The organism is Streptomyces sp. NPDC002130, assembly GCF_040296465.1.
In the GTDB taxonomy this organism is placed as follows: Bacteria; Actinomycetota; Actinomycetes; order Streptomycetales; family Streptomycetaceae; genus Streptomyces.
The window spans coordinates 17102-36679 of the sequence record NZ_JBEOXI010000065.1 but is presented as its reverse complement, the minus strand read 5'-3'; the positions used below and the strand labels follow the sequence as shown (position 1 = coordinate 36679).

The 19578-nt window shown below is 70.6% G+C and carries 18 protein-coding genes and 2 tRNA genes; 2 read left to right on the top strand and 18 right to left on the bottom strand.

Features of this window, described 5'->3' with window-relative positions:
• Positions 1-58 precede the first annotated feature (58 nt).
• The 10 genes from ABT116_RS15285 to ABT116_RS15240 all read right to left on the bottom strand — a co-directional run bounded on the left by ABT116_RS15285 (position 59) and on the right by ABT116_RS15240 (position 5294).
• Positions 59-131 (bottom strand) — tRNA-Ala (locus ABT116_RS15285).
• Between the two features lie 122 nt (positions 132-253).
• A complete protein-coding gene (locus ABT116_RS15280) occupies positions 254-487 on the bottom strand; it encodes a hypothetical protein (protein ID WP_006136074.1) in 234 nt (77 codons plus the stop codon).
• Positions 488-490: 3 nt separating this feature from the next.
• Positions 491-664, bottom strand: a complete 174-nt coding sequence (locus ABT116_RS15275; protein WP_351632836.1) for a hypothetical protein — start codon at positions 662-664, stop codon at positions 491-493.
• Between the two features lie 200 nt (positions 665-864).
• Positions 865-937 (bottom strand) — tRNA-Ala (locus tag ABT116_RS15270).
• 97 nt (positions 938-1034) lie between these two features.
• Positions 1035-1709, bottom strand: a complete 675-nt coding sequence (locus tag ABT116_RS15265) for a histidine phosphatase family protein (protein ID WP_502983870.1) — start codon at positions 1707-1709, stop codon at positions 1035-1037.
• On the bottom strand, positions 1700-2146 hold the full coding sequence (gene rsfS / locus ABT116_RS15260) for a ribosome silencing factor (RefSeq protein ID WP_053669099.1): 447 nt from the start codon (positions 2144-2146) through the stop codon (positions 1700-1702). Before rsfS ends, ABT116_RS15265 begins: the two co-directional genes overlap by 10 nt.
• A 105-nt stretch (positions 2147-2251) precedes the next feature.
• The gene (locus ABT116_RS15255) at positions 2252-3964 is read right to left on the bottom strand and encodes an LCP family protein (protein WP_351632829.1); all 1713 of its coding nucleotides are present in this window, start codon (positions 3962-3964) and stop codon (positions 2252-2254) included.
• A gap of 16 nt (positions 3965-3980) precedes the next feature.
• Positions 3981-4724 (bottom strand): nicotinate-nucleotide adenylyltransferase, encoded by a 744-nt coding sequence (gene nadD / locus ABT116_RS15250; RefSeq protein ID WP_351632826.1) that lies wholly within the window; start codon positions 4722-4724, stop codon positions 3981-3983.
• Positions 4725-4809: 85 nt separating this feature from the next.
• On the bottom strand, positions 4810-4974 hold the full coding sequence (locus tag ABT116_RS15245; RefSeq protein ID WP_003990192.1) for a hypothetical protein: 165 nt from the start codon (positions 4972-4974) through the stop codon (positions 4810-4812).
• Positions 4975-5135: 161 nt separating this feature from the next.
• Entirely contained in the window at positions 5136-5294 is a 159-nt protein-coding gene (locus tag ABT116_RS15240) for a hypothetical protein (RefSeq protein ID WP_351632823.1), read from the bottom strand.
• Between the two features lie 124 nt (positions 5295-5418).
• On the opposite strand from ABT116_RS15240, the gene ABT116_RS15235 reads away from it, so the two are divergent.
• Positions 5419-6540, top strand: a complete 1122-nt coding sequence (locus tag ABT116_RS15235) for a M48 family metallopeptidase (RefSeq protein ID WP_351632848.1) — start codon at positions 5419-5421, stop codon at positions 6538-6540.
• A gap of 229 nt (positions 6541-6769) precedes the next feature.
• On the opposite strand, the gene ABT116_RS15230 is transcribed toward ABT116_RS15235, so the two are convergent.
• From ABT116_RS15230 to proB, 5 genes are all read right to left on the bottom strand, one after another.
• Positions 6770-7840 (bottom strand): SCO2583 family membrane protein, encoded by a 1071-nt coding sequence (locus ABT116_RS15230; RefSeq protein ID WP_351632821.1) that lies wholly within the window; start codon positions 7838-7840, stop codon positions 6770-6772.
• 89 nt (positions 7841-7929) lie between these two features.
• Entirely contained in the window at positions 7930-8505 is a 576-nt protein-coding gene (locus ABT116_RS15225) for an SCO2584 family spore wall biosynthesis protein (RefSeq protein WP_502983869.1), read from the bottom strand.
• A 194-nt stretch (positions 8506-8699) separates the two neighbouring features.
• Positions 8700-9986 carry a glutamate-5-semialdehyde dehydrogenase gene (locus tag ABT116_RS15220; protein ID WP_351632815.1) on the bottom strand — a complete coding sequence of 429 codons (1287 nt, stop codon included), beginning with the start codon at positions 9984-9986 and terminating at the stop codon, positions 8700-8702.
• A 72-nt stretch (positions 9987-10058) separates the two neighbouring features.
• Positions 10059-10517 (bottom strand): DUF8830 family protein, encoded by a 459-nt coding sequence (locus ABT116_RS15215; RefSeq protein WP_351632845.1) that lies wholly within the window; start codon positions 10515-10517, stop codon positions 10059-10061.
• A 134-nt stretch (positions 10518-10651) separates the two neighbouring features.
• Positions 10652-11758, bottom strand: coding sequence for a glutamate 5-kinase (proB, locus tag ABT116_RS15210; protein ID WP_351632842.1), 1107 nt, complete (start codon positions 11756-11758; stop codon positions 10652-10654).
• Between the two features lie 367 nt (positions 11759-12125).
• Between proB and ABT116_RS15205 the strand changes: the two genes are divergently transcribed.
• Positions 12126-14159: a CDP-glycerol glycerophosphotransferase family protein gene (locus ABT116_RS15205; RefSeq protein ID WP_351632812.1), complete on the top strand. Its 2034-nt coding sequence runs from the start codon at positions 12126-12128 to the stop codon at positions 14157-14159.
• Between the two features lie 16 nt (positions 14160-14175).
• Here the strand turns inward: ABT116_RS15205 and ABT116_RS15200 are convergent, their stop codons facing one another.
• From ABT116_RS15200 to ABT116_RS15190, 3 genes are all read right to left on the bottom strand, one after another.
• Positions 14176-15384 (bottom strand): glycosyltransferase family 2 protein, encoded by a 1209-nt coding sequence (locus ABT116_RS15200; RefSeq protein ID WP_351632809.1) that lies wholly within the window; start codon positions 15382-15384, stop codon positions 14176-14178.
• A gap of 201 nt (positions 15385-15585) precedes the next feature.
• Positions 15586-17670 carry a CDP-glycerol glycerophosphotransferase family protein gene (locus ABT116_RS15195; protein WP_351632839.1) on the bottom strand — a complete coding sequence of 695 codons (2085 nt, stop codon included), beginning with the start codon at positions 17668-17670 and terminating at the stop codon, positions 15586-15588.
• Between the two features lie 204 nt (positions 17671-17874).
• Positions 17875-19371 (bottom strand): D-ribitol-5-phosphate cytidylyltransferase, encoded by a 1497-nt coding sequence (locus ABT116_RS15190; RefSeq protein ID WP_344453487.1) that lies wholly within the window; start codon positions 19369-19371, stop codon positions 17875-17877.
• Positions 19372-19578 lie beyond the last annotated feature (207 nt).

The window sequence follows — 19578 nt, the reverse complement described above, 5'->3', positions numbered from 1 at the left end:
ACACCCACAACATGACGGGGGCCAATCCCTTGCGCCGGCCCCCCCTTCTCATCTCTTGTGGAGCTAAGGAGAATTGAACTCCTGACCTCCTGCATGCCATGCAGGCGCTCTACCAACTGAGCTATAGCCCCTTGTTGTGCTCCGCCCGGTTTCCCCGGCGGCGAAGCCAACATTACTGGTCCTGCGGGCCCAACACCAAATCGGTTTCCCCTTGCCCGATATGCCCGTTATGTCGATACCGGGCCGTCGAACGTCAGGCCGTGACGAACGAATAGAACCGCTTGAGCGTGCAGTGCTCCTCCAGGAGCCGGCCGTAGATCGGCTCGCCCTCCAACTCTCGGTACGTCTCGATCGGGTCGCCTTTTATGATCAGCGCCCGCGCGCATTCCTCGCACCAGTACTGGTAGTCGGGATTGATCGGTTCCATGTCGCGGACGATCGGAGTCCCGCTGCCGCACCAGTCGCACTTCCGCCTGTGGGCACCCATCGATCAGCTCCAGCTGTGGCCGCAGGCCGTGCACACGTAGGAAACCCCGCCGTTGTCGCCGAGCATCTGGGCCACGTGCGCGGAACCGCAGGAAGGGCAGCTGAGTCGGGTGGACATGTCCCGTGTGAACGCTGCTTCGAGGAGGTGGTCGACCTCCTCGAGGATGCTCGCAGGCATCGCTACTCCTCCCGTCGGGCCGCGCCCCCTTCCGGCCGTTTGATTCTGCCACGGCCGGACCAATACGGTCAGCGACGCCTCAGTACCAGTCCGGACACGCCACCCGGCGGGGCCGTAGAGGTATACGCCTCAGCGAGCCCGAGTGACTCAAGCCGGAGCACGAAAAATCCCGCCCCCACACCGGGAACGGGATCTTGACGTGGAGCTAAGGAGAATTGAACTCCTGACCTCCTGCATGCCATGCAGGCGCTCTACCAACTGAGCTATAGCCCCTCGCGCCATGTGGCGGAGCCACATGGTGTCTCGCCCCGCTGGCGGGGCGAACAAGAAGAACTTTAGCCTGCGACCTGCCGGAAAGTGAAATCCGGGGTCAGTCGTCGTCGCCGAGCACCGGTTCCGGCAGGGTGCCGGCGTTGTGCTCCAGCAGGCGCCAGCCACGGGCGCCTTCGCCGAGCACGGACCAGCAGCAGTTGGAGAGTCCGCCGAGGCTCTCCCAGTGGCGGGGGTCGAGACCCAGCAGGCGGCCGATGGTGGTGCGGATCGTGCCGCCGTGGCTGACCACGACGAGCGTGCCGTTCTCGGGGAGCTTCTCGGCGTGCCGGAGCACCACCGGGGCCGCGCGGTCGGCGACCTCGGACTCCAGTTCGCCGCCACCACGGCGCACCGGCTCGCCGCGCTTCCACGCGGCGTACTCCTCGCCGTACCGGGCGATGATCTCCTCGTGCGTCAGGCCCTGCCAGACGCCCGCGTAGGTCTCCCGCAGCCCCTCGTCGTGGGTGACGTCGAGGCCGGTGAGCGTGGCGAGCTCGGCGGCCGTGGCCGCTGCGCGCCGCAGGTCGGAGGCGACCATGGCGTCCGGCTTCAGGGACGCGAGCAGCCGGGCGGCGCGGCGGGCCTGGGCGACGCCGGTCTCGGTCAGCTCGACGTCCGTGGTGCCCTGGAAGCGGCGCTCCACGTTCCACGAGGTCTGGCCGTGCCGCCAGAGGATGATGCGACGGCCACGGCCCTTCCCGGCGGACGCCTCACTGGAGGAGGTCACCGCCAGTCACCGTCCAGTTCCGCCTCCTCCTCGGCCGCCCGCAGCTTGGCGTGCTCCTCGGCCTTGCCGCGAGTGGCCTTGGCCTCCTCGGGCAGGTCGAGCTCGGGGCAGTCCTTCCACAGCCGCTCCAGGGCGTAGAAGACGCGCTCCTCGCTGTGCTGGACGTGGACGACGATGTCGACGTAGTCGAGCAGCACCCAGCGGGCCTCGCGGTCGCCCTCGCGGCGCACCGGCTTCGCGTCGAGTTCCTTCGACAGGCGCTCCTCGATCGCGTCGACGATCGCCTTGACCTGGCGGTCGTTGGGCGCGGAGGCCAGCAGGAAGGCGTCCGTGATGGACAGCACGTCACTGACGTCGTAGGCGACGATGTCGTGGGCCAGCTTGTCGGCGGCCGCCTGGGCGGCGGTGTTGATCAGCTCGTGAGAGCGGTCGGTCACGGTCACTGCAAGGCTTTCGGTCGGCGGACACTTGACACCCAAGGGTCTCACGGACCGCCGCGGGCCCCCCACGCGATAACGGGGATCACATGGGGAGCGCGCTCCCGCCGCCTAGCCGGCTGACGGTTTGTAGTCCTGGCCGAGGACCACGGAGACGTCGGCACTCGCGGAGATCCTGCCCTTGGTGACGGAGCCCGCGGGCAGGCCCAGGGTCTTGGCGACCTCGGCGGCGTTCGCCTTGTCGGCGGCGTCGGCGTACACGACCTCGGAGGTGGCCCGGGCGGCGCCGGTGCCGCTCTCCAGGAAGGTGAAACCGCCGTTGAGGAGCACGACGCGGGCCTTCTCGGTGTTGTCCTCGACGCCGGTGGCGTTCTGGACGGCGACGCTGACGGCGGCGCCCTTGTCGGGGCTCTTGGCGGTGCCGCCGAGGACGTTCTTGACGACTCCCGCGCTCGCCTGGGCGCTGAGCGTGCCGTCGTTCTGGACGGGCAGCAGATCGGTCTTGACGTCGCCGCCCTTGGCGAGGTCGGAGAGCCCGGCGAGGAAGGTGCCGAGGTCCTTGTCGGTGAGGGACGGGTCGAGGATCTGGGCGAGGGTCTGGATGGTGGTCGTGGCGGCCTGCGGGTCGGAGGACATCTTGCGCAGCACGCCCTGCATGACCTGCCCGAAACGCTCCAGCTGGGCGTTCTGGGCCTCGCCGGGAGCGCGGTAGGTGGCGTAGGCGACCGCCATCTTGCCGCTGAGGGTCTGGTCCCGGCCCTTGTTGACCAGGGGGGCCTCGCCCTTCTTCTTGGCGGCGGGGTCGGGGACGTCGGTGTCGGTGTCGACGTCGATGTTGCCGACGAGGTCGACGAGGTTCTGCAGGTAGGGCGTGTCCAGGCGCCAGGTGCCCTCGATGTCGGTGCCGAGGACCGTGTCGAGCGCGTCGCGGGTGCCGTCGGAACCGTCGTCCTCGACCGACTTGGCGAGCGTCGTCGTGGTGCCGTCGTCGCTGGTCAGGGCGAGGGAGTTGGGCAGCAGGACGGTGGTGCCCCGCTGGGTGGTGGTGTTGTCGACGAGGAGGGCCGTGGAGGTGCCGCCGCCCTTGGTGTCGTGCAGGTGGACGACGATCACGTCGCGCTTCTGGGCGCCCGCGGCCGTCGCGGTGCCCGTCGTGGAGTCCTCGGAGGACAGGCCGGGCAGCTTCCCCGCGTACCAGAGCCAGCCGACGCCGCCGGCCGCGACGAGCGCGAGGACGACCGCCAGGGCGACGATCCGGCTGCGGGCCCGGCGCCGGGCCTCCTCGCGGCGTTCGGTGCGGTTCTCGGTGAACTTGAGCCAGTCGATGACGTCTTCGGAGTTGGCGTCCGGTTCCTCGACGAAGGCGAACTGCTCGGTGTGGTACTCCCGTTGCGGCTCGGCGGGAGTGTCTTGGTCGTGGGCCGGGCCGGCCTGCTGCGGGATGTGTGCGGTCTGCTGGGCCTGCTGTTCCGCGACGCGGGGCTGCCGGCCGGTGGCACCTGCGGCGGTGGCCTGGCCGTAGGGGTCGTGCGGGGCGCCCTGCGCGGGTCCGCCCTGCTGCGGGGCGGTGCCGTACGGATCGTAGGAGCCGTAGTCGGCGGCGGGCTCGCCCGTGCCGTAGCCGTACGCCGACGGGGGCTGCTGCGCCGCTTGTTCGTACGGGTCGTAGCCGTAGCCCTGCTGGTGCTGCTGGGCGTACGGGTCGTACGTCTGCTGCTGGGTCTGGACCGGCCGGTAGACCGGCCGGCCGTACTCGTCGTAGCCGACGAGCTCGTACTGGTCGGCGCCGTGGTCCGCGGCCCCCGCGTCGTATCGGTCGTTCACCGGTGCCCCTCTCGGCTCACTCGCCGCGGTACAGCTCGCGCTTGTCGATATAGCGCACGACGCCGTCCGGCACCAGGTACCAGATCGGATCGCCCTTGGCGACTCTCGCGCGGCAGTCGGTGGAGGAGATGGCCAGGGCGGGAACCTCCACCAGCGAGACACCGCCCTCCGGGAGACCGGAGTCGTCCAGGTGGTGGCCCGGCCGGGTGGCCCCGATGAAGTGCGCCAGGGAGAACAGCTCCTCGCTGTCCCGCCAGGTGAGGATCTGGGCGAGGGCGTCGGCACCGGTGATGAAGAACAGGTCCGTGTCGGGGTTGAGCGCGCGCAGGTCGCGCAGGGTGTCCACAGTGTAGGTGGGGCCGCCGCGGTCGATGTCGATGCGGCTCACGGAGAACTGCGGGTTCTCGGCGGTCGCGATGACCGTCATCAGGTAGCGGTCCTCGGCCGGGGAGACGCTGCGGTGGCTCTTCTGCCAGGGCTGACCGGTCGGGACGAAGACCACCTCGTCGAGGCGGAACGCCGCGGCGACCTCGCTGGCCGCCACCAGGTGCCCGTGGTGGATCGGGTCGAAGGTGCCGCCCATGACGCCGAGCCGGCGCCTGCCCCGCCGTGAAGCGCCTTCTCCGGTGGCGCCGGTGCGGGGGGCCGTCGCGGAGGCACGGCGGGGCTCCGAGTGTCGCTCGGTGCCGCTCGCCGTCTCCTGTGCCGGGTCGTGCGGCGTCTCGTTCGCCGGACCGGTAGGCATGTCCTGCTCTCCCATGCGTGCAGACCCTACCGGCCCTGCCTGAGGGCTCCGGCCGCCCCCGTGGTCCCCCGGGCATCCTCGGCGGGATGCCCCGCCGGTCTCAGCGGTCGCGGTTGAAGCGGGTGGTGATCCACAGCAGGAGCAGCAGGATGAAGAGCGCGCCGCCGCCGGTGAGGTAGGGGCTGAGGCTCTCGTGGTTTCCGCCGTGCTCTTCGCCCTCGGCGGCGAGGGTGACCAACTGGGCAGCGGTGCTGTGGAAGCTCATCTTCGGCAGGACCTATCGCGTGAGGGCGGGTTAAAGACGTCGGCTCATCGTAAGCGGGCGCCCGTTCCGCGATCACCCCGACTCCGCTTGTTCGTGCCGTGGGCGGTCACGCGTGCCACCGGGGCCGGTCCCAGGGCCCGGCGGGGAACCTTCGTGTGGCCTCAGTCGTCCTTCCGTCTGTAGCCACGCAGCAGGAACCACGCGGTCAGCGCACAGCCCAGGATCATCACGATCAGCACGATCCGCAGCAACCCCGGCCCTTGCCCCTCGGCGGCGCTCGATGCCTCGGCGAGCCAGGCGGTCGCGGGGTGGTGCTCCATGGCGGTGATCTCCTTCGCTGTACTGCCCGACCACCGTAACGCCGCCTAGGCTGGGCTCTGCCTCGGGGAAGCAAAAGGCCGCACAAAGGGCCGCAAAAGTCACACCAGACGCATGGGGGAAGACATGTCCGACGGCCACGAGCAGCAGGGGCACGAGCGCGTGCCGAGCAGGCAGCGCAGGCGCTTCCCCGGGATCTCCTCGCGTACGTACGAGCACCCGGCCGACCGTTCCGCCCTGGTGGCGCTGCGCAAGCTGAGCGGTTTCGACACGGTGTTCAAGGCGCTGAGCGGTCTGCTGCCCGAGCGCAGTCTGCGGCTGCTGTTCCTGTCCGACTCGGTGCGCGTCTCGGACCAGCAGTTCGCCCACTTGAACGTGATGCTGCGGGACGCCTGCTACATCCTGGACCTGGAGAAGGTCCCGCCGATGTACGTGAACCAGGACCCGCAGCCGAACGCGATGTGCATCGGCCTGGACGAGCCGATCATCGTCGTCACGACCGGTCTCGTCGAGCTGCTGGACGAGGAGGAGATGCGGGCGGTCGTCGGGCACGAGGTGGGGCACGCGCTGTCCGGGCACTCCGTCTACCGGACGATCCTGCTGTTCCTGACGAGCCTCGCCGTCCGGGTCGCCTGGATCCCCCTGGGCAATCTCGCGATCATGGCGATCGTGACCGGGCTGCGGGAGTGGTTCCGCAAGTCGGAGCTGTCCGCGGACCGCGCGGGGCTGCTGGTCGGGCAGGATCTGCAGGCCTCGATGCGGGGGCTGATGAAGATCGCGGGCGGTAACCACCTGCACGAGATGAACGTGGACGCGTTCCTGGCCCAGGCCGAGGAGTACGAGGCCGGGGGCGACCTGCGCGACTCCGTGCTGAAGATCCTGAACGTGCTGCCCCGCTCCCACCCCTTCACCACCGTGCGGGCCGCCGAGCTGAAGAAGTGGGCGGAGTCGCGGGACTTCCAGCGGATCATGGACGGCCACTACGCGCGGCGTGACGAGGACAAGGACACCTCGGTCCGGGACTCCTGGCGGGATTCGGCGAACCACTACACGTCCCACGTGAAGAGCTCCAAGGACCCGCTGATGAAGCTGGTAACGGACCTCGCGGGCGGCGCCGGCGACCTGGGCGACCGGGTCCGCCGCGGCTTCGGCGGCTTCACGACCGCGCCCCCGAAGCCGCCTCAGGGGCCGGAGGCCGACCCGTCGGACCCTTCGGGTGACGACCGCCCGCCACGCGACGAGAGCTAGCCGCCACAAGGCCGCGTACCGGCCCGGGGCGTCCCGCTCGGGCTCTCTCCGCGCCTACCGGCCACCCAGCGCCCGGGCGGCCCCCCTCGGGGCTCGCCCCCTCGGGCTCCTTCTCCTTCGCCTACCGGCCACGCAGCCCCCTCGAACTGCTTCTCCGCGTCTCCCGGCCCCGCGGCTCTCGGGGCTTCCTCTCGGCGCCCGCCGGCCTCCGCAGCCGCTCGAAATCCCCTCACACCTTCGGCTGCGCGCTCGTCGCCAGGGAGCCGCACAGGGCCGTCGCGCCGCCCGTGGCGTAGGGGTCGGTGCCGGCGGGGCCGCCCTCCTTGGCCGTCTGGCCGGCCAGGAGGGGCCTGAGGTGGTTCGTGGAGTCCTCGGCGCAGGAGAGAGGGCCGGCCTGGACGTAGGAGACCAGGAGCTGGGCCTGGTGCAGCCGCAGATCCTCGCGGTCGAAGCGGAATTGCAGCTCGCGCCGCAGAGTGAACAGGGACACCTCGTCCTTGTCACTGCCCCCGGCCGCTCGCAGCGCGTACACGAACGTGTGGTCGGCGGTGACCTCCAGCGTCGACGCGTCGGCCTCGGCGGCCTGCAGCGTGCCCTGGACCCGGACCTTGCGGTCGGCGAGCTCGGCGCGTGAGGGGTCGAAGCGGACCAGCCAGCCGGTGGGCGCGTGGCGTCCGTCGGCGGTGGGACGGGCGAAGCTCTGGTCGAACTGGTCCAGTTGGTCGGCGTCGAGCAGCACGCGGACGGCGCGGACCTCACCGCCCGTGAGGACCTCCGGGTCCAGGGCCGAGCGGACGATGTAGTCCTTGGCGGTGGTCAGGGCGCTCACGACCTGGCTGTCCGAGAAGTGCGCGGTGCGCCGCGAGGCGGGCAGGGGCACCCCCTCCGCGCCGGTCCGGAACTGTGCGGCGGGGCTGTGCTCGTACAGGTAGGCCGGATCCGCCGTGCCGGGCACCTTGCCTTCGGGGGCGAGCGGGATGACGGTCATCCGCAGGGGCTCGACGGGCTCCCGGGCGGCGGGCGTCTGGTAGGGGTGCCGTACGCCCATGTAGATCGCGGTGCCGAAGGCGACGGCGATCAGCAGAACCAGGACCAGGGCCTGCCGGGACAGGCCCCGGCGCAGCGGCGGGCGGCGTCGCACTGCGGGGGCGTGGTCGGCGATGCGCTCCTGCGCGGAGAACTCCTGGAGACGGGCAGCACGGACGAACGACTCGTCGAACACGACGGATCGGTACTCGTCCTCTCCACCTCCGGGGGCGCCCTCGGGAGTCCCCTCAGGTGGGTTTCCAGGCCCGCCCATATCTTCAGGGTAGGTCGCCGGAAGCCCGGGTAAACGCCCGGCTGCTCCGCAAGTTCTGACAGGTTCTCACCAAGATGGGCGGGTTCCGGTCAGGGGCTGCGGGGGATCACCGAGACGGCCGGCGGGGAGTACTCGGCGGAAGCCGAGGGGGCCACTGCGCTGCCCTGTTCCAGCCCGGTCGAGGCGGGCGGCGGCGCGGGCTCCTCGCGGTTGGAGGACGCACCCCGGTAGACCGCCGTGAAGGCCAGGGCGACCATGCCGATGCCCATCACGAGGGCGAGCAGCCAGGCGACGGGCCGGTGCCAGCGCACCTGTCTGGAGTACGGCCCGGTGCTGCCGTAGTGGTCCTCGAGGATGTCGGGATCGTCGAGCTCGTCGAGGCCGTGATCATGACCGAACACGCCCCGCCGGTCCGGGCCGTACCCGTCGTCGTAGCGCTCGCCTCTGGTGTGGGCTCGGCGCGCCTCGGCCTCGGAGGCCTCGGCTCTCGCCTGTGCTGCGGCCAGGAGGCGCTCCACCGCGGTCGGCTCGTGCACCACGGCCGCCCGTACGAAGGCCTCGTCGAAGACCACGGAGGCGAACTCTTCGTCCGACACCCCGCGGTCGTGGTCGTCGTCGGGCTCCCGGCCGTCCGGAAACGGCGTGCCCCCCACGTCCTCCGGCACGGATCCAGAGTAGACCTGGGGGGTCATTTTGGGCAGACGGTATGGAAATTCATCCGCCGGTCGAGACGGCTTCCACGGTGGCCGGAGGGCGCACGCCCGCCCGGCACTCCTCCCGTACGCATCTGCGCCACCCGGGTGAACCCTGCACGGGCATGCGAGGGTGCGCATGCCCGTGACTCCGCGGGGAGCACGGCTCAGCGCCGCACGTGCCCGTCCCCGGTGACGATGTACTTCGTGCTGGTCAGTTCCGGCAGGCCCATGGGGCCACGGGAGTGCAGCTTCTGGGTGGAGATGCCGATCTCGGCGCCGAAGCCGAACTGGCCGCCGTCGGTGAAGCGGGTGGAGGCGTTCACGGCGACGGTGGTGGAGTCGACCAGTTGGGTGAAGCGGCGGGCGGCCTGCTGGGAGGTCGTGACGATGGCCTCGGTGTGGCCGGAGGTCCACAGCCGGATGTGCTCGACGGCCTTGTCCAGCGAGTCCACCACCGCGGCGGCGATGTCGTACGACAGGTACTCGGTCTCCCAGTCCTCGGCGGTCGCCTCGACGACGGTGGCCTTGGAGCCCTTGGCGTGGGCCTGCACGCGCTCGTCGGCGTGCACGGTCACCCCGGCCTCCGCGAGGGCGTCCAGGGCGCGGGGCAGGAACTCCGCGGCGATGTCCTGGTGGACCAGGAGGGTCTCGGCGGCGTTGCAGACGCCGACCCGGTGGGCCTTGGAGTTGATCAGGATCTCGACGGCCATGTCGAGGTCGGCCTGGGCGTCGACGTAGACGTGGCAGTTGCCGGTGCCGGTCTCGATGACCGGGACGACGGACTCCTTCACGACCGTGTTGATCAGGGAGGCGCCGCCGCGCGGGATGAGCACGTCGACCAGGCCGCGGGCGCGCATCAGCTCGCGCACGCTGTCACGGCTCTCCCCGGGGACGAGCTGCACGGCGTCGGCGGGCAGCCCGGCCCCGCCCACGGCGTCGCGCAGGACGCGCACGAGGGCGGTGTTGGACCGGTACGCCGAGGAGGAGCCGCGCAGCAGGACCGCGTTGCCGGACTTCAGGCAGAGGGCGGCGGCGTCGACGGTGACGTTCGGCCGGCCCTCGTAGATGATCCCCACGACGCCGAGCGGCACGCGGACCTGGCGCAGGTCGATGCCGTTGGGCAGCGTGGAGCCGCGCACGACCTCGCCGACCGGGTCGGGCAGCGCGGCCACGTCGCGCACGTCGGAGGCGATCGCGCGGATCCGCTCGGGGGTGAGCGTGAGCCGGTCGATCATGCCCTCGCTGATGCCGGCCTCGCGGGCCCTGGCGACGTCCTCGGCGTTGGCCTCGACGATCTCGCTCGCACGGACCTCCAGCGCGTCCGCGATGGCGAGCAGCGCGTCGTCCTTCTCGGCCCGGGGCAGCGGCGCGAGGGTCGCGGCGGCGGCCTTGGCGCGGTAGGCGGCCTCGGTGACCGGGGACATGGAGTCGTACGGAGAGAGCGTGGTCATGAGGGAAGGGTAGTGCGCCGGGCGGCTCGGTTCATCGTTCGTTCCACAGCGCGAGACACTTCGTGGAACGGGTCAAAACGGGTGGACGCCGACCGGGGACGCCGGCGGCGGACCGTACCCCTCGGCGATGCGCTGGTGGTAGGTCGCGCGGTCGATGACCTCCAGGCCGACGATCTCCCAGGGCGGCAGCCCGGCGGTCTGCCGGTGCTCGCCCCACAGGCGCAGGGCGACGGCGGCCGCGTCGTGCAGGTCGCGGGCCTCCTCCCAGTAGCGGATCTCCGCGTGGTCGACCGCGTACCGGCTGGTCAGGAAGAAGGGGTGGTCGTGGGCGAGCTGCTCCAGGGCGCGCCGGACCTCGGGGAGCGGGGCCTCCTTGCCGGAGACGCTGAGGGTGACGTGCCACAGGCGTGGGGTGTCCACGGGTTCCTCGCCCTCGAACCGGTCCCCGGCCGCCACGCTGGTCAGGGCGCGCTCCTCGCCGGCCGCGCGGGAGCCGGCACCACCGCGGGACGCCTGAGTCCCCGGGCGCACTCGTCTCACGACGGCCTCCTTTGCACAGTGGCGCTGCTGCGGAACAGTTCCCCGAGACAAAGTTGAGCAGGCCGCAAGGGATCGCGTGGCGGTTTTGCGGAACGTCCACCACCGGGGGCGGACGTTTCGACACATTAGGGGTGCAGGACCACCAGGTCGTCCCTGTGTACGACCTCGCGTTCGTACGCGGGTCCGAGTTCGCGGGCCAGTTCCCGGGTGGAGCGGCCGATCAGCCGGGGGATCTCCTTGGCGTCGAAGTTGACGAGCCCCCGGGCGACCGCGTGCCCCGTGCCGTCCCGCAGCTCGACCGGGTCGCCGGCACTGAACTCGCCCTCGACGGCGGCGATACCGGCCGGCAACAGCGACTTGCGGCGGTCCACGACGGCCTGCACGGCGCCGTCGTCCAGGGTCAGCGCGCCCTGCGGGGTGGAGGCGTGCTGGAGCCACAGCAGCCGGTCGGCGGAGCGCTTGCCGGTGGGGTGGAAGAAGGTGCCGGTGTCCTGGCCGGTCAGCGCGTCGGCCGCGTGGACGGTGCTGGTGAGGACGACGGGGACACCGGCGGCAGCGGCGATCCGGGCGGCCTCGACCTTGGTGACCATGCCGCCGGTGCCGACACCGGCCTTGCCCGTGCTGCCGATCTCGACGTCCGCGAGGTCGGAGGGGTCGCGCACCTCGCCGATGCGGGAGGTGCCGGGCCTCGCGGGGTCCCCGTCGTAGACGCCGTCCACGTCGGACAGCAGGACCAGCAGGTCGGCGTGGACGAGGTGGGCGACCAGGGCGGCGAGGCGGTCGTTGTCGCCGAAGCGGATCTCGTCGGTGGCGACAGTGTCGTTCTCGTTGACGACCGGGAAGGCGCCCATCGCGAGCAGCTTGTCGAGGGTGCGCGAGGCGTTGCGGTGGTGCGAGCGGCGGCTCATGTCGTCGGAGGTCAGCAGGACCTGCCCGACACGGACGCCGTAGCGGGCGAAAGAGGCGGTGTAACGGGCGACCAGCAGGCCCTGGCCGACGCTGGCGGCGGCCTGCTGCCGGGCGAGGTCCTTGGGGCGGCGGCGCAGGCCCAGCGGGGCGAGACCGGCGGCGATGGCGCCCGAGGAGACCAGGACGATCTCGCGTTCCCCGCCGCTGCGGACCTTGGCGAGGACGTCGACCAGCGCGTCCACGCGGTCCGCGTCCAGGCCGCCCGAGGCGGTGGTCAGCGAGGAGGACCCGACTTTGACGACGATCCTGCGGGCCTCGCCCACGGCCTGCCTTGCCCCTGCCACGTCGCCGTCCGTCCCCTCGCGTCGATTCGCTCCCTCATCAGGAAATCTACGGGACGCCCGGACGGGGTGCGGCGCCGGTCCACGCTACGGACGGTGCGGTCCGCGTCACGGGAGCGCAGCGGCCCCTCCCTTCCGTCGGCTCGTCCTCTCCTACGGCCGGAAACCGACCTTCTGCCTCTTCCGGGCCCACCCCACGACAGGAACAGGATCTTCCGCTACCGTCCGACGACACGCCTTACGGCCCCCACCCCCACACCCTGGCGACACGCGCGTGTCGTCGGGAGGCCGCCGCGCGTTAACCCGGACGGCCGACCTGCGCCGACCCGACGCTCCTGGAGTGACCGCAGTGCCCGTACCTCTCCCCCGTCAGCAAGCCCTCCTCAAGGGGCTGGTCACCGTCGTCCTGGCCGCCGCGTTCGCCGCACAGGCGGTCGCGGCGCTGCTGCCCGACGTCCCGCTGCTGCTCGCAGCGACGGTCGTCTCCCTGGCCACCGAAGGCGCCCTGTACCGGTGGCAGCGCGGGGTGCTGTCGCTGTTCGCCAAGTCGCACGCGGACACTATCGTGCGTCAGGTCGTACGGGACCTGCTGCTGGTCGTGGCCCTGCTGCGGCTGGGCGAGCAGGACCGGGAGACGGTGTACGCGCCGCTGGTGGCCGGGCTGCTCGTCTGCTACGTGCTGCACTGCGCGATCCAGGCGGTCTCCGTGCTGGTGCGCCGCACCCGCACCCTGCCGGTGCTGACCCGGAACATCGACGCCTCGGCGCTGCGGCTGTCCCCGGCCCCGCCCGTGCTGCTGCGCCGCCCCGGCCACCGGCTGCTGGTGTTCGGCCTGCCGGCGACGGCCGGGCTGCTGGCCAGCGCGCCGGGCGACCGTCCGGTGTACGCGGCGGCGGGCATCGCGCTCTCCCTCGCCCTCGGGCTGACCGGCCTCGGCGCACTGCTGCTCCGGCTGCTGCCGGGCCGTCGTCCGGCGGGCGAGCAGGAGGTGCTCGAGTGGTTCGACGCATGGCTGGCCGCGTACCGGCCGACCGCCGGCCTGTACTTCTCCGGCGGCGCCGCCTCGGCGTACCAGGCGAACATGTGGCTGGAACCGCTCGCCGGTATCGAGGGCAGGCCGGTCATCATCCTGCGCGAGCGGTTCATGGTGCAGAAGATCGCGGCGACGGACATCCCGATCGTCTGCCTGCCGAAGGTGTCGACGCTGATGCGCCTGGAGCACTCCACGCTCCAGGTCCTCATCCACCCGTCGAACTCCGGCAAGACCTCCCAGGTGCTGCGCATCCCCACCATCAGGCACACCTTCGTCAACCACGGTGAGAGCGACAAGCTGTCCTCGTGCAACCCGTACGCGAAGGCGTACGACGAGGTGTGGGTGGCCGGGCCCGCCGCGCGCGAGCGGTACGCGCTGGCCGAGGTCGGGGTCGAGGACAAGGACGTGGTGGAGACGGGCCGCCCGCAGCTGGACGGCATACTGCCCTACGCGGGCCCGCCGGCCGGGCCCTGGACGACCGTGCTGTACGCGCCGACCTGGGAGGGCTGGGACGGCAACCCCGGCAACACGTCGGTGATCGCGGCCGGGGAGAACCTGGTGCGGGCGCTGCTCGCGGACCCCGGCGTGCGGCTGCTGTACAAGCCGCATCCGCTGACGGGTTCGGTGGATCCGCGCGCGGGCGCGGCCGATCTGCGGATCCGGGAGTTGATCCGGGCGGCCAACCGGGAGCGGGCGGGGACACGCCCCTCGGACAGCGCGGAACTCGCCCGCCGCACCGCCGAGCTGGACCGGCTCACCACGTCGGTCTTCCGCTCCGGGGCCGACACCGTGGAGCGGATGCTGGTGCAGTCGGCGCCGGAGCCGGGCCGCGCTGAGGCGGTGGCACGGGCGACGGCCGCGTGGGAGGAGGCGTACTGGGCCTCGCTGCCGGCGGGTGAGCACCAGATCGTCACGGACGCCCGGCCGACGCTGTACTCCTGCTTCAACGTGTCCGACCTGCTGATCAGCGATGTGTCCAGCGTGATCAGCGACTTCCTGGCGAGCGAGAAGCCGTACGCGGTGGCCAACACCAGCGGGCTGTCCGAGGAGGCCTTCCGTACGGCGTTCCCGACGGTGGTGGCGGCGACGGTGCTGACGCCGGACGCCGCCGGGGTGCCGAGCCTGCTGGAGACGGTCCGGCACCCGGAGCAGGACGAACTGGCCGAGGCGCGAGCCGAGTTGAAGCTGCGTCTGCTGGGCCCTGCGGAGCCGACGTCGCAGGAGCGCTTCAACGAGGCCGTCCGGGCGCTGAGCGCGGAGGCCCGGGAGCACCGGGCACGGGTGACGGAGCGGCTGGCCGCGGTGCCCGGCCAGCGCACCGGCACCGCGGTCCCGACCGCACCACGCTGAGCGACGGCAGGCCTGGTCAGGCCGCGTGCCGTACCTCTCGTGAGGTGATGACCCTTCGCGCCTTGCGCACCGCCCGGCGTACGAACGTGTCGACGCCGCCCTCGCGGTACCCCGGGAAGGCGCGGGCCTCCCGGGGCTCGGCGAGGTAGACCGAGTCGGGGACGCCGGCGGCGCGGTCCCTGAAGTGCGGGTAGGCGAGGTACACACGGCGGCCCTTCCTCTCCAGGAGGGCCGCCGCCTGCTTCTTGCTCTTGACGAACTTCACGACGTCCAGGAGCAGTTCGGGACGCTGCTCGGCGACCAGGTGCAGCCGCAGCCGCTCGTGGACCTTGAGGCGCTGGGCGACGCCCTCGGTCCAGTAGGTGTCCATCAGCGGCTTGGCGAGCTCGAACTTGTGCCGCCGTATCTCCTCGCTGTCCGTCAGGTACTTGGGCCCGAACTGCGGCAGCAGCGTGATGAGGAAGGGCCGGACCATCAGCTGGTCGCGCCGGCCGCCCGCGGGGACGAGCTCGGCGATGAGCTCCATCAGGGCCCGCGCGGAGTCGAAGCGCAGCGTGTAACTGCCGCTCTTGGTCACGTGCTTGCCGTCGTCACGGCCCACCAGGTAGTAGCAGGTGTGGTCGGCGACCACGGAGACGCCGTCCGCCCGCAGATACGCCTCCATGGTGAACAGCGCGTCCTCGCCGGTGAACAGCGACTCGTCGAAGCGCATGCCGTGCCGGTCGAGCAGCGCGCGGCGGAACAGCTTCTGGGCGCTGAGCGTGAACTTGATGTTGGAGGAGAAGACGTCCGTCCGCTCCACCGTCCTGCCCCACATGGACTTCGGCGCCGAGCGGTTGACGCCCTCGACCTTGCCGAGCACCACGTCCGTGCCGGCACGGTCGGCCATGGCGACCATCCGCTCCAGGGCCTCGGGACCCAGCCGGTCGTCGGCGTCGAGGAAGAACACGTAACGCCCGCTTGCCTTCCCCAGGCCCACGTTGCGGGGGCCGCTGGGGCCGCCTGAGTTCTCCTGCCGGATCACCAGCACGTGCATGGGGGCTCGCTCGGCGAACTCCTCGAGGTACTCCCCCGTTCCGTCCGTCGAGCCGTCGTCCACCGCGATGACCTCGACGCGCGTCGGATCGATGGTCTGTGCCTCGACGGACGAGAGGCACTCGATCAGATACGGCATCGCTTCGTACGCACCGATGATCACACTCACATCAGGCTGCGTCACGGTCACGTTCCCCCTAGTCAATGGGATATTCCCCCCGTATCGCCTCATTCGCTACTTGCTAGACGGGTGATCGAGGCAAGCGGTTGCCTCGCACACGGGTGTTAGTGGGACACGTCACACAGTGGTCCGACAGGTCCGGGAAAGGGAAAAAGTTCGGCCCCGAGGAGCTTCTCCTCGGGGCCGAACTCTTCAGCCAGCGGCGGCAGTTCAGGCCGTTCCGACCCCGTCCGTGTCACCGGCCGCGGCCACCCGCTGCCCGGGCACGGCGTTCGCCAGCTCGGCCTCGGTCTCGGCGAGGGCGGCCGCGTCCCGTGACTGCTGGCCGACGTTGCGCGTCTCGGCCTTGAGGGCGAGGTTCGCGACGGCGGTGTTGAACTGCTCCAGCGAGGTCGGCTCGTCCGGGCCCAGCAGGTACTGCTTGAGTTCCTTGCGGTCCTCGGCCAGCGGGTCGGTGTCCGGAGCGCGGACCGCGCCGAGCAGCTCGCCCAGCTCGTCGGCGCTGTTGGACAGGATCACCGCGGCACGCACCGCCGTGTTGTTCCGCTTGAACTCCTCGACGCCCACCTCGGCGGAGTCCGTGACCGCGTACGGCTTGCCGCTCGCGATGAAGTCGGAGACCACACTGGAGATGTCGGAGACCATCGCGTCGGAGACGTTGAAGCAGTCGTACAGCCGCGGCTCGGCACCGGTGATGACGCGGTGCTCCCAGGACGGGAAGGACCGCCAGTAGGCGTCGTTCCACTCGGCGCGCAGCCGGGCGACCTCCTCGTGCCGGGCGAGGTCGACCAGCCCGTCACGGGTGGCCACGGCCTCGTCGCCACGGTCGCCGCCGGAGCCGGACAGCTGCGCGAGCCGGGCCTGGATGCGGTCCAGTTCGGCCTTGGCCTGCGCCTGGGCGGCGGTGTCGGCGATGAACCGGCTGTTGATGGCCCGCTCGGCGGCGGCCTTCTGCACCAGGGCGGTGATCCGCCGGTGCGCGGCGCCGGCCTCCTTGCTGACGTTGCCGGTGAACGGGTGCGGCTTGTACAGGACGCGGACCGGCGGGTCGGCCTGCACGAGCTGCTTCACGATGTTCTCGCCGGCCAGCACGACCGAGGTGTTGCCCGGGTTGCCGTCCCAGCCCTCCCAGGTGGGGGCGTACAGCACGGTCGGGATGCGGCCCTCGGGCACGCCCTGCCAGGTCTGGATCGGGGCGAGCTGGGGGCGGCCGACCTCGACGATGTCGTCGTCGCGGACACCGACGTCGGCGATGGCGTAGCGGTCGCGGCCCGCGCGGCCGGCCGTCCACACCTCGTCGTAGACCTTGCTGTACGGGTTGACGCTGGCGAGCTTGTCGCTGTCGCCGTGGCCGATGAAGACGTGCTTGATGGTGGGCACGCGCAGCATGTGGATGTTCTTGCCGACGTTGGCCGCGTAGAGCGCGACGCGCACCGTGGAAAGGTCCATGTTCATCAGGTGCACCCCTCCGGGCACGCAGATGACGGGGACCGTGGTGGGCGCCAGACTGTTCAGGATGGCCCGCTCACGCAGGATGATCAGCGGCTTGGACTCCAGCTTCTCCATGGTGTCGAGCCACATGTTGACCTGGTACGCGGAGTCCCTGGAACCGGAGAAGTACAGGACCGTCTCCGGCTTGTACTCAGCCAGCCAGTCGTCGACGGCGGCCAGGACGATCTCGGCCCTCGGCGGAATCTTCCGGCCGCGCACGAACGGCACGAGCGCCAGGACGTACAGGGTGGCCACGGCCACCGTGATGCCGATGCCGATGAAGCCGATCAGGGCCGACTTCACCTGGGCGGCGAGCAGGACGCCGACGACGGCCGCGAGGTCGAGGTGGAGCATCTTCTCGGCGGAGCGGTGCAGCAGCTTGCGCGGCGGGGCGTCCGGGATGCGGATGCGGGAGGCCAGGTCGACGTTGCGGGTGGCCACCGGCATGCGGCGGCGGTTGCGTATCAGCTGGACCAGCGCGCCGTGCGGGGCCTGCAGGCCGTAGAAGGCGATGAAGCAGGCGATCGCCCCGTAGTAGATCAGGTTGTCCGCGAGGGACAGCCGGGCCAGCAGCAGGACGAGCAGCAGCTGCCGGATCAGGAAGCGGATCGACAGGCCGGCCCGCACCTTGCCGAGGCGGTTGATCAGGTAGCTGCCCTTGCGGTGCAGATAGTGGTCCGCCAGGTACGTCACGGCGGCCGCTGCCGCGAAGGCGGGAACGCTCGGGACGAGCGCGGCCAGCATGAGGGCGGGGAAGCCCGCCACCATGAGGACCGCCGCGGCCAGCTCGGCCGCGCTGCCCACCCGGGCGACGCGAATAGCGGTGGATATCACGGAGAAACCTGCTCTTGGGAGGGGTGTGCCGGTCTTGGTTCGAGAATGCGGCTGGTCTGTGAATATTCGCGAGACTGTATGGATTCAGGCCCCTGCGAAACCTCCTGTGCACGGAAACCCGTTAACAGGAGGGCGCAGAGGCCTGAATTACTGAAGTCTATTTGGCGCCAATTATTACACGCCGTCCTGCCGGTCCAGCACCGTGGCCAGTGCCTGCTCGAAGCCGGAGGCCCGGGCCGCGCCGGCCGTCGGGTCCTGCTGGCGGACGTCGATGACGTGACCGGTGAGCTCGGAGAGCAGCACGTCGAGGGAGGTGCGGGCCACGGCCTCGGAGGACAGCAGGGACCCCGAGGGCTCCTGGCCGAAGGCCTTGGTGCGCATGGGGGTGGCGGTGCGCTCGGGGTTGATGCAGTTGACGCGGACGCCGTCGCCGGCCCACTCGTCGGACAGGGCCTGAGTGAGGTTCACCATGGCCGCCTTGGTGGAGGAGTACAGGCTGTACTCGGCACGGCCCCGGGTGTAGCTGCTGGAGGTGTAGAGCAGCAACTGGCCCTTGGTCTCGGAGAGGTACTTGTAGGACGAGCGGGCGATCTGCACCGGGGCCAGGTAGTTGACCTTCAGCGCCTCTTCGATCGTGGCGTTGTCGGTCTCGGCGAGCTTGCCTATGCGCAGCACACCGGCGGTGTTGACCACGTAGTCGATACGGCCGGTCTCGGCGTACGCCTTGGACAGGGCGTCGTCGACCTCTTCCGGGTTCTCCACGTGGGTGCCGGTGGTGGAGCGGCCGAGGGCGTAGACCTTGGCGCCGTAGGACTCGGCGAGTTCGGCGATGTCCTTGCCGATGCCGTAGCTGCCGCCGAAGACGACCATGGTCTTGCCGGTGAGCAGCTCGCGGTAAGCCTCCTCGGAGACCTGCTCGGGCGCGGCCGTGGAGGCCAGCTGGAACAGCTTGTCGGCGATGAAGACGTCGACGGGCTGGGTGACCTTCATGTTGTACTCGTCACCCGCGACGACGTGGATCGGCACGTCCGGCAGGTACTTGAGCACGACGGAGCAGTCGTCGGTCGCCTGGAAGTTGGGGTCGCCGGCGGCGACCTCGTAGGCCCGCTTGATCGTGGACAGCTTGAACGCCTGCGGCGTCTGGCCGCGGCGCAGCCGGGAGCGGTCCGGGATCTCGGTGATGAACTCGCCGTCCTCGCCGTGCGTGCGCGTGACGATGATGGTGTCCGCGGACGGGATGGCCACGTCGACGGCCTGGTAGCGCTCCAGCGCGACGACGCAGTCGTCGATGACGCGCTGTGAGAGCAGGGGGCGCACGGCGTCGTGGAAGAGGACGTTGGCGTCCTCGCCCTCGGCCAGGCCCTCACCCAGCGCGGCGATGGCGCGCTCGGTGGTCTCGTTCCGCGTGGAGCCGCCCTCGATGACCTTCGAGACCTTCTTGAATCCGGCCTTCGCGACGATCTTCTCGATGTCGGGCACGTAACCCGGTGCCATCAGCACGATGATGTCGTCGATCGAGTCGGCGTTCTCGAAGGTGGTCAGCGTGTGCTCGATGACTGCCTTGCCGGCGATCTTCAGCAGCTGCTTGGGGATCGACAGACCCACGCGCTGACCGGTGCCACCGGCCAGGATCACTGCGGTGGTACGGGGCTTGGCTATGTGCTGGGACACAGGTGACCTACCTTGGGGCGACAGGGAACCCGGAAATGGTCCCACTTGTGGTTACCGCGATGCAAGGTGAGCGCCCTCCACCGCATATGTGCGCGCCACCTCTCATTCACCTGACGACACTGGTGATTGCGGACGGTTGCGCGAGCCCCGGGAAATTGCGCTGTGAGTAACTGCACAGAAGCTCAGCGACAGCGGAGCCGCACGGGA